Annotated in this window: 14 protein-coding genes; 4 read left to right on the forward strand and 10 right to left on the reverse strand. The window is 73.1% G+C overall.

Features of this window, described 5'->3' with window-relative positions; genetic code table 11:
* The 8 genes from ACYVQV_RS03785 to ACYVQV_RS03820 all read right to left on the reverse strand — a co-directional run.
* On the reverse strand, nt 1–877 hold an 877-nt coding region (locus ACYVQV_RS03785; protein ID WP_461021935.1), incomplete at its 3' end, for a HAMP domain-containing protein.
* A 72-nt stretch (nt 878–949) separates the two neighbouring features.
* Entirely contained in the window at nt 950–1,369 is a 420-nt protein-coding gene (locus ACYVQV_RS03790) for a chemotaxis protein CheW (RefSeq protein ID WP_461021936.1), read from the reverse strand.
* Nucleotides 1,369–3,816 (reverse strand): chemotaxis protein CheA, encoded by a 2,448-nt coding sequence (locus ACYVQV_RS03795; RefSeq protein ID WP_461021937.1) that lies wholly within the window; start codon nt 3,814–3,816, stop codon nt 1,369–1,371. Before ACYVQV_RS03795 ends, ACYVQV_RS03790 begins: the two co-directional genes overlap by 1 nt.
* A 253-nt stretch (nt 3,817–4,069) precedes the next feature.
* A complete protein-coding gene (locus tag ACYVQV_RS03800; RefSeq protein WP_461021938.1) occupies nt 4,070–4,465 on the reverse strand; it encodes a hypothetical protein in 396 nt (131 codons plus the stop codon).
* On the reverse strand, nt 4,462–4,878 hold the full coding sequence (fliS, locus tag ACYVQV_RS03805) for a flagellar export chaperone FliS (RefSeq protein ID WP_461021939.1): 417 nt from the start codon (nt 4,876–4,878) through the stop codon (nt 4,462–4,464). Before fliS ends, ACYVQV_RS03800 begins: the two co-directional genes overlap by 4 nt.
* Nucleotides 4,879–4,912: 34 nt before the next feature.
* Nucleotides 4,913–6,343: a flagellar filament capping protein FliD gene (gene fliD, locus ACYVQV_RS03810; RefSeq protein ID WP_461021940.1), complete on the reverse strand. Its 1,431-nt coding sequence runs from the start codon at nt 6,341–6,343 to the stop codon at nt 4,913–4,915.
* Between the two features lie 148 nt (nt 6,344–6,491).
* Nucleotides 6,492–7,667 (reverse strand): flagellin N-terminal helical domain-containing protein, encoded by a 1,176-nt coding sequence (locus ACYVQV_RS03815; protein WP_461021941.1) that lies wholly within the window; start codon nt 7,665–7,667, stop codon nt 6,492–6,494.
* 129 nt (nt 7,668–7,796) lie between these two features.
* Nucleotides 7,797–8,654, reverse strand: coding sequence for a sigma-70 family RNA polymerase sigma factor (locus ACYVQV_RS03820; RefSeq protein ID WP_461021942.1), 858 nt, complete (start codon nt 8,652–8,654; stop codon nt 7,797–7,799).
* A 141-nt stretch (nt 8,655–8,795) separates the two neighbouring features.
* Between ACYVQV_RS03820 and flgN the strand changes: the two genes are divergently transcribed.
* The 4 genes from flgN to ACYVQV_RS03840 are packed head-to-tail and all read left to right on the forward strand — an operon-like array spanning nt 8,796 to nt 12,016.
* Entirely contained in the window at nt 8,796–9,287 is a 492-nt protein-coding gene (gene flgN, locus ACYVQV_RS03825) for a flagellar export chaperone FlgN (protein WP_461022079.1), read from the forward strand.
* Nucleotides 9,284–10,678: a flagellar hook-associated protein FlgK gene (flgK, locus tag ACYVQV_RS03830; protein WP_461021943.1), complete on the forward strand. Its 1,395-nt coding sequence runs from the start codon at nt 9,284–9,286 to the stop codon at nt 10,676–10,678. Before flgN ends, flgK begins: the two co-directional genes overlap by 4 nt.
* Nucleotides 10,679–10,691: 13 nt before the next feature.
* A complete protein-coding gene (gene flgL / locus ACYVQV_RS03835; RefSeq protein ID WP_461021944.1) occupies nt 10,692–11,573 on the forward strand; it encodes a flagellar hook-associated protein FlgL in 882 nt (293 codons plus the stop codon).
* Nucleotides 11,570–12,016, forward strand: coding sequence for a flagellar assembly protein FliW (locus tag ACYVQV_RS03840; RefSeq protein ID WP_461021945.1), 447 nt, complete (start codon nt 11,570–11,572; stop codon nt 12,014–12,016). Before flgL ends, ACYVQV_RS03840 begins: the two co-directional genes overlap by 4 nt.
* A gap of 22 nt (nt 12,017–12,038) precedes the next feature.
* Here the strand turns inward: ACYVQV_RS03840 and ACYVQV_RS03845 are convergent, their stop codons facing one another.
* Together ACYVQV_RS03845 and ACYVQV_RS03850 are read right to left on the reverse strand one after the other, a co-directional pair.
* The gene (locus ACYVQV_RS03845; protein WP_461021946.1) at nt 12,039–12,428 is read right to left on the reverse strand and encodes a DUF1761 domain-containing protein; all 390 of its coding nucleotides are present in this window, start codon (nt 12,426–12,428) and stop codon (nt 12,039–12,041) included.
* Between the two features lie 150 nt (nt 12,429–12,578).
* Entirely contained in the window at nt 12,579–13,424 is an 846-nt protein-coding gene (locus ACYVQV_RS03850) for a hypothetical protein (RefSeq protein WP_461021947.1), read from the reverse strand.
* Nucleotides 13,425–13,439 lie beyond the last annotated feature (15 nt).

Below are 13,439 nucleotides of genomic sequence, written 5' to 3' on the forward strand. Positions count from 1 at the left end.
CAGCCTGCACCGACGTCTCCTCAGCCCCCGCAGCGATCTGCTGCGAGGACGCCGCCAGCTCCTGCGAGCTCGACGCCACCGCATCCGCCGACCCCGTCACCGACGCGATGACGGACCGCATCGACTCGACGGTGCTGCGCAGGCCGCGCTCGAGCATGCCGAGCTCGCCCTGGGAGCGGACCTCGACGTCCTCGGTGAGGTCGCCGGCGGCGACCCGCTGCAGGGAGGCGAGGACCCGGCTCAGGGGCCGGGTGATGGCGCGGGTCGTCACGACGACGGTCGCGACGAGGAGCGCCAGCATCAGCGCGGTGACGACGCTGTTGAACGTCCGGACGCTGGCGGCCGTGCCTTCCAGCGCGGCGGTCTCTCGCTCCATGGTGGCGGTGACGACGTCCAGCGCCTGGCCGACGGCCTCGTCGGTCGCGCCGTTGGCCGCCTGGATCTCGTCTCCGCGCGGCTGCATCGCCGTCTGGTCCTCGACGCTGGCGTCGATGAACGCGTCGACCTCGTCGACGAACGCGGTGAACGGGCCGCGCAGGCCGTCGGCGGCCTGCGCCAGCTCGCCCTCGAGCGGCAGGGCGTCGAGCTGGTCGAGCAGGCCCTCGACGGTCGCGCGGTCCTCCGCGACGTCCGCGAGCAGCGCGCTCGGGTCGTCCGCGGTCAGGGCGCGGTAGCCGAGCACCTTGAACTCGCTGGCCCGGGTGTCGAGCTGCAGCATGACCGAGCCGGCGCTCGACGCCGTGCTGAGCGCCTCGCGCCGCTCGTCGACCTTCGTCATCCCGTCCCAGGCCGCCCACCCGATCACCAAGGTCGACAGGGCGCCGACGGCCCCCAGGACGCGCACCCGGCGCCCGACGGTCCACTCGAAGCGCTTCACGGCGCACCTCCTGCTTTGGTCCTGCGGTCTGGTCGGTCTGGTTCTGGTCGTTCTGGTGCGGGTGCTGAGGGCTCAGGCCGCGACGGCGCGGTCGACGTCCAGGGAGAGCAGCAGCGAGCCCGGCAGCTTGTACGCGCCGAGGATCAGCTCGCGGGTCGGGCCGCTGAGGGTGTCCGGCGGCGCCTCGAACTGCTCGTCGTCGACGTCCACCACGGCGCCGATGCTGTCGACGAGGAGCGCGATCGGCTCACCCGCGACGCGGATGACGACGATCATCGGCTCCTCCTCGCCCTGGCGCGGCGGCAGGTCGAGCTGGTGCCGCAGGTCGATGGCGGTGAGCACCTGACCCCGCAGGTTGATGAGGCCGGCGACCGCCGGCGGTGACAGCGGCACCCGGGTGCGGGGCTGGCTGCGCAGCACCTCCTGCACCTTGGCGACGTCGACGCCGTACGTGCGGTCGTCGAGCCGGAACGTGGCGAGCTGCGTGGACATCACGCCTCCTGCAGGACGGTCTGGTCACCCACGGGGGTGGTGAAGAAGTTCGGGTCGGCCGCGAGGATCGCGGCGCGCACGTCGAGGAGCTCGATGATCCGGTCGCGGATCACCGTGGACCCGAGCAGGCCGTGGTCGTCGATGTCGCTGCGGACCTCGGCGTCCTCCTCGACGATGTCGACGATCTGCTCGACGACGATCGCGACGCTGCGGCCCTCGCTGCTGTAGACGACGACGGTCAGCTCGTCCGCATCCCGCTCGGAGTACGTGCCGAGGTGCCGGTCGAGCCGCAGGAGCGGCAGGATCGCGCCGCGGTACTGCACGACCTCGCGGGACCCGACCCGCTCGACGGACGCGGACTTGATCTGCTCGAGCCGCGCGACCATCGACAGCGGGATGGCGACCTGCCGGTCCCCGCCGACGCCGGCGATGAGGACCTGGTTCGGCTCTCGCCGGACCACGGTCTGCTGGCCCTCGCCGAGCTGGCGGTCGAGCGCCTCCGTGGACAGGGCACGGCGGGCCAGGGCCTGGACGTCGAGGATCAGCGCGACCCGGCCGTCACCGAGCAGCGTGGCGCCGGAGTAGGTCCCGAGGGACTTCAGCCGGGCCGACAGCGGCTTGACCACGATCTCCTCGGTGTTGAGGACCCGGTCCACGACGAGGCCGAAGCGCTTGCCCTCGGCGAGCAGGACGGCGATGACGACGTGCCCGTCCTCGCGGTCGGAGTCGACACCGAGGACCTCGGAGAGTTGCACCAGCGGCAGCAGGGACCCGCGTAGCCGGTACACCTTCGCGCCGTTGACGTCCTCCACGGCGGTCGCCGCCCGCTCGGCGTCCAGCGCCACGAGCTCCAGGAGGCTGACCTGCGGGATGGCGTACCGGTCGCCCGCGCACTCGACGGTGAGCGCGGGGACGATCGCGAGGGTCAGCGGGATCCGCAGCCGGCAGGTGGTGCCGGCGCCGACGGTCGACTCGACCTCGATGGTGCCGCCGATGGCCTCGATGTTCGTCTTCACGACGTCCATCCCGACCCCGCGGCCGGAGACGTTCGTGACGGCCGCGGCGGTGGAGAAGCCGGGCAGGAAGATCAGCTGCAGGACGTCGCCGGGGGACATCGCGGCGAGCTGGGCGGCGGTCTTGAGCCCGCGCTCCTGCGCCTTCGCGGCGATCTTGTCGGCGTCGATGCCGGCACCGTCGTCGGTGACCTCGACGACGACCTGGCCGCCCTCGTGGAACGCCTTGAGGGTGACGACGCCCTCGGCGGCCTTGCCGGCGGCGCGGCGCCTCTCGGGCGACTCCAGGCCGTGGTCGACGGCGTTGCGGACCAGGTGGGTCAGCGGGTCCTTGACGGCCTCGAGCAGGGTGCGGTCGAGCTCGGTGTCCTTGCCGACCATCTGCAGGCGGACCTGCTTGCCGCACTGGGCACCGAGGTCGCGGACGACGCGCGGCAGCTTCGACCACAGGTGGTCGATGGGCTGCATGCGCGTCTTCATGACGCCCTCCTGCAGCTCCGTGGCGATCAGGTTGAGCCGCTGCGAGGCCCGAGCGAGGTCGACGTCCTCCTGGACGGCGGCCTGGCGCACGATCTGGTTGCGGGTCAGGACCAGCTCGCCGACGAGCCGCATCAGCGCGTCGAGCAGGTCGACGTCCACGCGGATCGAGGCGTCGGCGGCGCTGCGCTTCGGGGCCGTGGTGGCGGCGTCGGCGCCGGGCTCCGGCACGGGCTCCGGCTGGACGGTCGGCTTGGCGGCCGAGGGCGCGGGCGCGGGCGCCGGGGCCGGCGCCGGCTCCGGAGCCTGCGCGACGGGCTGAGCCGTCTCGTTCACGGGCGCGGGCTCGGGCGCCGCCGGCTCGGGCTTCGTCGGCTCGGGCTTCGTCGGCTCGTGCTTCTTCGGCGCGGACTTCCTGGGGGTGCTCTTGCGCGCCGCGGGCTTGGGCTCGGCGGCTGCGGGGACGGCGTCCGGCTGCGCGGCCGTGTCGGCGGCCGGGACGGGGTCGGGCTCGGGAGCCGGCGCGGGCTCGGGCGCCGGGACGGCGGCCGGCGGGGCGGCGACGGGCTCGCGGCCCTCGAGGGCGTCGGTGATCTGGGCGACGACACCGTCGACGCTGACGCTGCCCTCGGCCCCGGTCGCCTCGATGCTGCCGAGCAGCTCGCGGACGGTGTCGACCATCCGCAGCAGGACGTCGGTGGTGGCCGGCGTCATGACGAGCTTGCCGTCGCGCAGGCGCGCGAGCAGGTTCTCACCGACGTGGGTGACGGACTCGAGCTTGGAGAACGCGAGGAACCCGCTCGTTCCCTTGATGGTGTGGATGGTGCGGAAGACGCTCGCCAGCAGCTCGCGGGAGCCGGGCTCGGCCTCCAGCTGCACGAGGTCCCGGTCGAGCTGGTCCAGGTTCTCGTGGGACTCCACGAGGAACTCCTGGACGATCTCGTCCATCTCCTCCACGGGTGCCTCCTGCTGCGTCGGGCCGGGGCGCTCACCGGGGGCGGTGGGCGCGAGGGGCGGGTAGGTGCCGCCGGTCCACCCATCGGCGCACGGCGCCCGGACCTGAGGGATCCACCCGTCCGGCCTCCCACCCCCACCCCCCACCCCTTTGCTCACCCCACCGGGCTCTACGCAGCGAAACGGCACGGATCGGTCGGATCCGTGCCGTTCCAGCGCGCAAACCCCGCGCTGGTGAGCAAGGGGGGGGTGGGGGTCAGAGGGCGACGTCGACGTAGACGGGGACGGCGGGGGGCGCCTCGCGGTGGGCGACGGCGGCCCGCTGGTGCTGGCGGTTGGTGTGGGCGGCCTCGGCGAGGCGGCGGCCCACCTCCTGCTGACGGGCCAGCAGCGCCGCCGCCCTGTCCTGCAGCGCGATCGGCAGCGGGCCGAGGCCGGTGGGTGGCGACCAGCGGCGCCGGCTCACCTCGTCCGGGCTGGGCAGGTCGGCGCCGGCGTGGACGGCGGTCAGCAGCGCCTCGGCCTGGACGACGTCCAGCTCCATGCCGTGCAGGGCCCGCGACCAGGCCTCGTGCCAGCCGGCCCCGTCGGCGTCCCCGCTCCCGGGGGCGGTGCGGTCGCTGTCGCGCGCCACGGCGGTGCCCACGGTCACGCGGTGAACGACAGGGACGCGGAGCGGGTGGTCGCCTCGGCGGCGGCGACCTTCGCCGCCTCGTGCCAGGCGTCGCGCAGCGGGCCCAGCAGGTCGGCACACGCCTTGGTGCGCTCCGGGTCGTTGGCGATGTTCGCCTGCACGAGCTCACCGGTCACGTAGGTGTAGAGGCCGCCGAGGTTCGCGGCCCCCTCCCACGTGGTGTCGAGCGACTGGTGCAGCGCGGAGACGATGTCCTGCGCGTGCTGCAGCTGCGCGTTCGCGGTGGTGCGGTCGCCGGCGCGCTGGGCGTGCTCCGCGCGGGCCAGGTCCAAGCACAGGCGGTCGTACAGCATGGTGACGAGTCGGGACGGCGTGGCGGTGGCGAGCGAGTCGTCGACGAACCTCGCGCGGCCGGCGGCTGCGGTGTACATGGCTGGCTCCTCGCGACCGGACTGGCCGGTCAGGTCACTTGCTGCTGTACGACGGGAGGGTGGCGAGCTGGCCGGCGAGCCAGCTCGACTGGGACTGCAGACCCGAGAGGGTCACCTCCAGCGCCGAGTACGTGCGCTGGAGGTTGGCCCGGCGCAGCTCGAGCCGGCGGTCCCACTGCTCGATCTGGGTCCCCATGTCCTTGACCAGGCCTTCCTGGCCCTGGATCTTGCGGGTGAGGGTCCCGTCAGTCTTGTCGGACGCTCCGCTCGCGACCTGAGCGACTCGGTCGGCGACCTGGGTGACGACGTCCCGGACCCGCGCCGGGTCGGCGGTCAGGGCCGCGCTGAACTTCGCCTCGTCGAAGGTGAACGTGCCGTCGCGGCCGATGACCAGACCGACGGACGACGGCGAGACCAGCTCGCCCGACGCGGTCGTGACCGCGCCACCCATCGCCGTGGTGAGCTGCTGCTGGAGCTGGCGGACCGCGCCGTCCCCGGAGAACAGGCCGCCGGTGACCGCGGTGCTGCCGTCGGTGTTCGTCTTCGTGGTGGTGGCGGTCCGCGACGCGACCTCCGAGAGGACGACGCCGAGGGAGCCGACCAGACCCGACGCGAGCTTCTTCAGGGCGTCGGCGTCCTGGGCCACGGTGACGGTCACCGGGTCCTCGCCCGCACCGGTCACCTTCGAGACCGTGACGTCCACACCCGTCATCAGGCCGCTGAAGGTGTTCGAGGACTGCTGGAAGGTCTTCTCGGCGGCCGTGCCCTTCCACAGGGTGATCCGGGCGTCCGCCGCCGCGGTCACCTCGGTCGCGTCGAGCCGGTTCGCGGCGAGCGCGGCCGCGTCGTAGCCCTCGACCTCCGCCTGGGTCCCGGCGTAGACCTCGAACCCACCGTCGGAGCCGGTGCTCGTCCCCGTGAACTGGAGCCGGTAGAGCGGCTTGTCGTCGGCGTCGACCCCCACGCGGACGACGGTCGCCTTGACGCCGGAGTCGGCGGCGTTGTTCAGGGCGCGGGCGATGTCGTTGAGGCTCCCGCTGGTGGGCTCCACGGTCACGAACGTGCCGTCGGCCTTCTTGACGGTGACGGCCGGCGGGATGCCGGCGACCAGGGAGCTGTCGTCGAGGGTCTCGCGGCTGAGCGCGACCTTGGCCGCGGCCACCTGCTCGACGGTGAAGCTGACGCTGCCGGGCTGCGCCGTGGCGGTCGCGTTCGCGGTGACGCTGGTCGCGCTGCTCTTGGCGGTGACGGCGTCCCAGGACTCCGGCTTGGCGGTCTTCTGGGCGCTCTCGGTCAGGGAGGCGACCTTGGTGTTGAGCGACTGGAGCGCGGAGACGAGCGTCTGGGTCGTGGACTGCTTGCGCTTGAGCAGGGTCTGGGGCATCGCCTCGACCTGCATGAGCTGGTTGATGAGCGACGTGGTGTCCAGGCCGCTGACGAGTCCGTCGATGCCCAGGGTTGCCATGAGGTGGTCGTGCCTCTCGGTCCGTGCTCGCGGGGAGCGGGGAAGCGGGTCCGGCCGGCGACGGGCTGACGGTTCTCGTCAACCCGCCGCCGGCCGGGTGGTGCTGGTCCAACTGGGGTCTAGCTGGGGTCTAGCGGGTGGAGCTCGATCACCTCAGGAGGGACATGACGCCCTGGGGGATCTGGTTGGCCTGGGCCAGCATGGACGTGCCGGCCTGGGACAGGATCTGCGCGCGGGTGAACTGCACCATCTCGGACGCCATGTCGGTGTCGCGGATCCGGCTCTCGGAGGCCGAGAGGTTCTCCACGGCGACGTTCACGTTCTTGATGGTGTGCTCGAAGCGGTTCTGGAGAGCACCCAGACCGGCGCGAGCGGTCGAGACCGACTTGATCTGCTCGTCGATCAGGTTGATGGACGCCTGCGCGTTGGTGGCGTTGGAGTAGTTCAGGCCACCGCTGACGGCGGTGCCGTCGACACCGGCCGCGAGGCCCGTGCCCGCCGTGGCGTTGTCGGCGGCGGCCAGCGTGCCACCGTCGTTCGCGGTCACGACGATGCCGGTGCCGGCACCGTTCGCGTCCTTGGTCACCGTGACGGTGAAGTTGGCCGCGAAGGCCTCGTCGGCCCGCAGCGCGTCGGCGAAGCCCTCCACGCTGTCGAACGTGCCGGCGACGCCCAGGTCCGCCGTGGTGACGGTCTTGGAGACCCCACCGCTGGTGCTGGTGAAGGACATCGCGCCGGCGACCGTGGCCACGTCCGCGATCGCGAACGAGGTGCCGGTCGTCGTCAGGTCGCCGCCGGTCAGGTTCTGGGCGATCGACTTCACGTTGGCGCCCGCGAGGGAGACCGTGATCTGGCTGTCGGCGTCGCCGTCGGCGCCGACCTGGAACTTCAGCTCGGAGGTCGAGCCGTCGAGCAGCTTGGTGCCGTTGAAGTTGGTGGACTTCGAGATCCGGTCGAGCTCGGCGACGAGGCTGTCCGACTCGGTCTTGATGTTGGCGCGGGCCTCGGTGTTGTTGGAGTCGTTCGCGCCCTGGACGGCCAGGTCACGCACGCGCTGCAGGATCGCGTGCACCTCGGTGAGCGCACCCTCAGCGGTCTGGACGACGGAGATGCCGTCCTGGGCGTTGCGGGCCGCGACCTTCAGACCGCCGACCTGCGAGCGCAGGCCCTCGGAGATGGCCAGACCAGCAGCGTCGTCCGCCGCGCGGTTGATCCGGAAGCCGGAGGAGAGCTTCTCCAGCGACTTGCTCAGGTCGTTCTGCGTGTTGGACAGGTTGCGGTACGAGTTGACCGCCGCGATGTTCTGGTTGATCGAGAGACCCATGGTGATCCTCCTTGAATCGGGCTCTTGCTGGCCGACCGTCCGTGGTCTGGCCTTCTGACGTGGTGCTCATCGGTGGGCGGGCTGCCCACCTGAGCGGTTCCTGCTGGTCCGACCGGGTGATTGCCTCGGTCAGGCAGATCGCCCGACGGCCGCCGCCCCCACGACGACGGCCGGCGGGCGGGTCATGAGGCCCGACATCGCGGCGTGCTGCGCGACCTGGGCGTAGTAGGCGGTCCGGCGGCGCGCGACGGCGCCGTCCGGCTTGCGCGGCTGGGGGACGAGGGACGGCGCGAACTGGGCGTTCATCGCGTCCCGGAGCATGGTGAGGGCCTCGGCGCGCAGCTGGCTGATCCGCGACTCGGTGACGCCGAGCTCGGCGGCGAGCTCGGCCATCGGCCGCTGCTCGAGGTAGACGCCGACGGCGACGTGCCGCAGCCGCTCGGGCAGGGCGGCGATCGCGGAGCGCAGGTAGCCGATCTTCTCGGACTGCTCGAGGTGCTGCTGGGGGTCCGGGGCGGCGTCGGGGAGGGTGTCGGCGATCGAGGCGTCGAACGCGTCGAGGCTGAGCAGGGCCCGCTCGGAGTCGGCGCGGCGGCGGTCGAGGTCGGCCAGGCCGATCCCGAGGCGCTCGGCGACCTCCTGGGCGGTGGGCGTGCGGCCCAGCCGGTCGGTCAGCTCGTCCTCGGCGCGGGTGACCTCGCGGCCGCGGGAGCGGGTCCCTCGGGTGGCCCAGTCCATGGACCGCAGCTCGTCGAGCACCGCACCCTTGATGCGCTGGGAGGCGTACCGGTTGAACGGCACCCCCGTCGTCTCGTCGTAGGCCATGGCGGCCTGCGTCAGGCCGACGCGGCCGGCACCGGCCAGGTCGTCCCGGCTGACGTGACCGGGCAGACGCAGGGCGATCTCGTTGACGACGTAACCGACGAGGGGGAGGTGCTCGCGCACCAGCTCCTCGACACGGTCCGATCGGGCTGCTCCGTTGCTCACGGTGAGGGGTTCGTCGCTGTACGCATACGGCTTGAGCGCTGAAGGACATCACCCACCCGAATAGCCCTCAGATGGGTCAATGCCCTGCCGATGAGCAGGCGAACCGCCCCGAACCCCGAGGCGGCGAGAGGTGGGTGGACGATGGGACTGGCCGAGGTCTCGAACGTGCTGTGGCGCGAGCGCGAGCTGCTCGAGCTGCTGCTGTTCAAGCTCGAGGAGGAGCAGCTGCTCCTCGCCGCGGGCCGGACCCGCTGGCTGCCGCACGCCACGCGCGAGGTCGAGGTCGTCCTGGACCAGATCCGCGACGCCGAGGCGCTGCGCGCCGTCGAGGTCAGCGTCGTCGGTGAGGAGCTGGGCCTCGGCCCGGAGCCCAGCCTGCGCGCGCTCGTCGCCGCGGCGCCCGAGCCGTGGACCGAGCTGCTCGAGGGCCACCGGCAGGCCTTCCTGGTCCTGACCCAGGAGATCGCCACCACCGCCGAGGCCAACCGGGACGCCGTCGCCGCCGGCGCGCGCGCCGTCCACGAGACGCTCCTCGCCGTCGAGGAGCCCCTCCATACCTACGACCCCCGCGGGAGGGCCGCGACCGCCTCGGTCGCCGGCGCCCGCTCCCACCTGGTGGATGAGGCCCTGTGAGTACGTTCTCCGGACTGTCCAGCGCGCTGTCGGCCATGCAGGCCCAGCGCCGTGCCCTCGACGTCGGCGGGCAGAACGTCGCCAACGCCGGCACCGCCGGGTACACCCGCCAGCGGGCCGACCTGCAGGCGCTCGGCCCCGGGTCGCCGTACTCCCTGCAGGGCACGCCCCGCACCGTCGGGGACGGCGTGCAGGTCGCCGCGATCGTCCGGCTGTCCGACGAGTTCGCCATGGCCCGCCTGCGCGGTGCAGAGGCCGACGCGTCGTTCCTCAACGCCCGCAAGGCGGTGCTCACCCAGGTCGAGACCCGGTTCGCCGAGCCCGGCGACACCGGCCTGACCGCCCAGCTGTCCGAGCTGTGGGCCACGTGGGGCGACGTCGCGAACCACCCCGAGGACCTCGCCGCCCGCGGCGTCATGCTCGAGCAGGCCCGCGCGGTCGCCGACCAGGTCTCCGCCGGGTACAACGGCGTCACCAACCAGTGGCTGCAGGTGCGGGAGCAGACCTCCGCGCTCGTCACCCAGGTCAACACCACCGCGTCCGCCGTCGCCGACCTCAACCACCAGATCAAGGCCGCGGTCGCCGTCGGCGCCCCCGCCAACGAGCTGGTGGACGAGCGGGACCGGATGGTCGTCGACCTCGCCAAGCTCACCGGCGCCACCACCCGGACGAAGGACGACGGCACCGTCGACGTCCTGCTGTCCGGGACGGCGCTCGTGCGCGGCGACCGCACCAACCGGCTCGCGATGGAGGCCCCCGCCACCCTCGAGGGCGTCGCCTCCACCCCCGTGACCTTCACCTGGGCCGACGGGACGCCCGCGGTCGTCACCACCGGTGAGCTCGGCGCCGGCAAGCAGGCCCTCGGCACCGACCTCGTCGCGGCGGCCGCCGGGTACGACGACGTCGCCACCAAGCTGATGGACAGCGTCAACGCCCTGCACACCCAGGGCCGCGGCCTGGACGACCCGGACGCCGCCGCGGGCCGCGAGCTGTTCCAGTACGTGGGTCCCGGCAAGGTCGTCGTCAACCCCGGCATGACCGCCCGGGACGTCGCCGCCGGCGCGCCCGGCCAGGGCCAGTTCGACGGGACGTTCGCCGTCCGGATCAGCGCCCTCGGCACCGCCGCCGACGGACCGAACAAGGCGTGGGAGGCGTTCGTCGTCGCCACCGGCGTCGACACCCAGGCCGCCACCCGCCGCGCCGCCACCGCCGACGTCGTCCGCCTCGACGCGGAGGCCGCCTGGACGTCGGCCACGAGCGTCGACGTCGACGAGGAGATGGTGAACATGCTGACCACGCAGCGCGCCTACGAGGGCGCCGCGCGGATGCTCACCGCCGTCGACCAGGCCCTCGACACCCTCATCAACCGCACCGGCCTCGTCGGCCGCTGACGAAGGACCTGACATGGCCGGCATGCGCGTGACGCACAAGACCATCAGCATGAACGCCCTGGCGAACATGCAGCAGTCCCTGGGGTCCACCCAGCGGCTCACCGACAAGCTGTCCAGCGGCCGGGAGATCCAGCGCCCGTCCGACGACCCGCCGGGCACCGTGACCGCCCTGCAGATCCGCGGCGACGTCCGCGCGCAGAAGCAGTACGCGCGCAACGCCGACGACAGCCTCGGCTGGCTCAACCAGGCCGACTCGGCGCTGCAGACCACGAGCTCGACGCTGCGCCGGGCCCAGGACCTCGTCATCCAGGGCATCAACGGCTCGAACGGGCCGGACTCCCGCGAGGCGATCGCCATCGAGATCGAGACCCTGCGCGACGGCCTGCTCCAGGTCGCCAACACCACGTACCTGGACCGCCCCGTGTTCGGCGGGACGACCGGCAGCCCCGTCGCCTACACCGACACCTACGACTACGAGGGGACCGGTCAGGTCTCCCGCACGCTCGCCCCGGGAGTGACCATGCGCGCCGACACCCCCGGCGACACCGTGTTCGGCGACGGCGCGACGTCCGTGTTCGCCCTGCTCGACCGGATCGCCGCCGACCTGCGCACCGACCCGTCGGCGCTGCCCGCCGGGCTGAACGAGCTCAAGACCTTCCAGAGCCGGGCCGTCAACGCCCTGTCCGACGTGGGCGCCCGGTTCAACCGCACCGACCAGCTGCGCTCCGGCGCGGAGAGCGCGGCCCTCGACCTGCAGACCCAGCTCGCCGGCGTCGAGAACATCGACCTGCCGAAGACCATCATGGAGCTGCAGCTGCAGCAGGTCGCCTACCAGGCGTCGCTCGGCGCCACGGCCAAGGTCCTGCAGCCCACCCTGTTGGACTTCCTCCGATGAGGGGTACCACGATGGTCCTCGTGACGGACGACGCGGACACCGGCACCACCGCCGGCCAGCCGCTGCCCGAGGTGCGGTTCGCCGCGCCCCTGCCCGGCCTCGACGGGCTCACCCGGTACGAGCTCGTCGCCCTCGACGACACCGGCGCCCTGTTCAGCCTGCGCAGCCTGGAGCGCGAGGGCACCCGGCTCATCGTCGCGGCCCCGTGGGTGTGCGCCCCGGACTACGCGCCGTACCTGGACGACGCCGTGTGCGCGGAGCTGGGTCTGGAGCGCGCCGAGGACGCGATGGTCCTCGTCGTCGTCAACCCCGGCGCGTCGCTCGCGGACTCCACGGTGAACCTGCTCGCGCCGGTCGTGGTGAACTCGCGGACCGGCGCCGCCGCGCAGGTCGTCCTCACGCAGGGCGACCACCCGCTGCGCGCGCCGCTCGTCGCCGCCTGACGCCGCGTCACGGCGCCCGGCGTCAGCGCCACACGGCGAGCAGGGCCGACACGACGAGCAGCTTGACCAGCCAGTCGCCGGCGTGCACGGCTGCGAGGGTCGGCCGGACGCCCTCGTGCACGACGGCACCGGCCAGCAGCACGACGGGGAAGGCCACCCACAGCAGGGTCCCCAGGAGCAGGCCGTCGACCAGGCCGGTGGTGGCCGTCGCGGCGACGAGCACCGCCACCCCGGCGGTCAGGACCACGCCCCGGAGCAGCTCGGTGCCCAGCACGGTCACGCCGGACGGCGCCCCGGCCCGTCCGCGCGCCCGCTCCGGGACCGCCGCCGAGCCCGCGACGGCGTAGTAGGCACCCCCGACGACGACGGTCAGGACGGCGCCCAGCCCGACCGCCAGCACGTTCACGTCCACGGTCTCTCCTCCCGTGACCCGGCCCCGCACGGGACCGCCGTCCAGGTCAGACCGCGGCGGCCGCGGGAAGTCACCGGTGCGCCCTGGGCCGGGCTCAGGGCGAGAGGCTCAGGCGAGGAGGCTCAGGGGGGAGGGCTCGGGGCGAGGGGCTCAGCCGCCGGCGCCGGCCGCGGCGCAGGTCTCGCCCAGCGTCTTGATCTCGTCGAACCACCGCTGGCGCACCTCCGCGTCGGTCATCACGCCCTTGACGGTGATCCCCTCGGTCATGGCGCCGACCGAGGCGCACCCGCTGAAGGTGTCGGGCAGCCCCGCAGCGCGCAGCTGGTAGTCCGTGAGCATGAACATGGCCAGCGAGTCGACGCCGTTGCCGAGGCAGGCGACCAGGCCGTCGGCGACGAGGTCGACGGTGGTCCCGTCGGCCAGGTGCTGCTCGACCTGCTCGTCGGGGGTCGCGCCGAGCCGCTGCTGCAGGCAGTCGGCGACCGGCTGGTCGTACAGCGAGCCCACGTTCGCCTGGACGGCGCTCCCGAGCTGCGCGTCCACCAGCGCCCTGTCCACCAGCTCGACGCGGGTGAACTCGTCGACCCGCCAGCCGTCCTGCTCGACGAGCGACACGTGCACCGCCGTCCCCGCCTGGGGGCCGCCGTCCGGGGTGACGACGGCGTTCGCCGAGCGCTCGTCGAGCAGCTCGACCTCGACCTCGACGGACCGCGCGACCGCGGACGGGTCGGTGCGCTCCTCGCAGGTGGCGACGTTGGTGGCGTGGTCGGCGTCGACCGTGGACAGGGCGTCGGCCAGGCCCTTCTCGGTGTACAGGGTGCTGCACTGCTCGGGGGACGAGGTGGTGAAGCCCTCCGTCAGCATCGCGGTGATGGCCGCCTCGGGGTCAACCACCTCGGCGGCCGGCCCGGCGCCGTCCGTGCTGCCCTCCGTGCCGTCGTCCGTGCAGCCGACCATGACGAGGGCGGCGGCGAGAGCCAGTGGGACGAGCCTCATGGCGGGTGGTCCTCC

This window comes from Thalassiella azotivora (genome assembly GCF_054781695.1).

Excerpts from the sequence above, each read along its gene's own strand:
- ACYVQV_RS03790 (WP_461021936.1), bottom strand. The coding sequence starts at position 1,369 with ATGTCCACGCAGCTCGCCACGTTCCGGCTCGACGACCGCACGTACGGC.
- fliS (WP_461021939.1), bottom strand. The coding sequence starts at position 4,878 with ATGTACACCGCAGCCGCCGGCCGCGCGAGGTTCGTCGACGACTCGCTC.
- fliD (WP_461021940.1), bottom strand. The coding sequence starts at position 6,343 with ATGGCAACCCTGGGCATCGACGGACTCGTCAGCGGCCTGGACACCACG.
- ACYVQV_RS03815 (WP_461021941.1), bottom strand. The coding sequence starts at position 7,667 with ATGGGTCTCTCGATCAACCAGAACATCGCGGCGGTCAACTCGTACCGC.
- flgN (WP_461022079.1), top strand. The coding sequence starts at position 8,796 with ATGGGACTGGCCGAGGTCTCGAACGTGCTGTGGCGCGAGCGCGAGCTG.
- flgL (WP_461021944.1), top strand. The coding sequence starts at position 10,692 with ATGGCCGGCATGCGCGTGACGCACAAGACCATCAGCATGAACGCCCTG.
- ACYVQV_RS03840 (WP_461021945.1), top strand. The coding sequence starts at position 11,570 with ATGAGGGGTACCACGATGGTCCTCGTGACGGACGACGCGGACACCGGC.
- ACYVQV_RS03850 (WP_461021947.1), bottom strand. The coding sequence starts at position 13,424 with ATGAGGCTCGTCCCACTGGCTCTCGCCGCCGCCCTCGTCATGGTCGGC.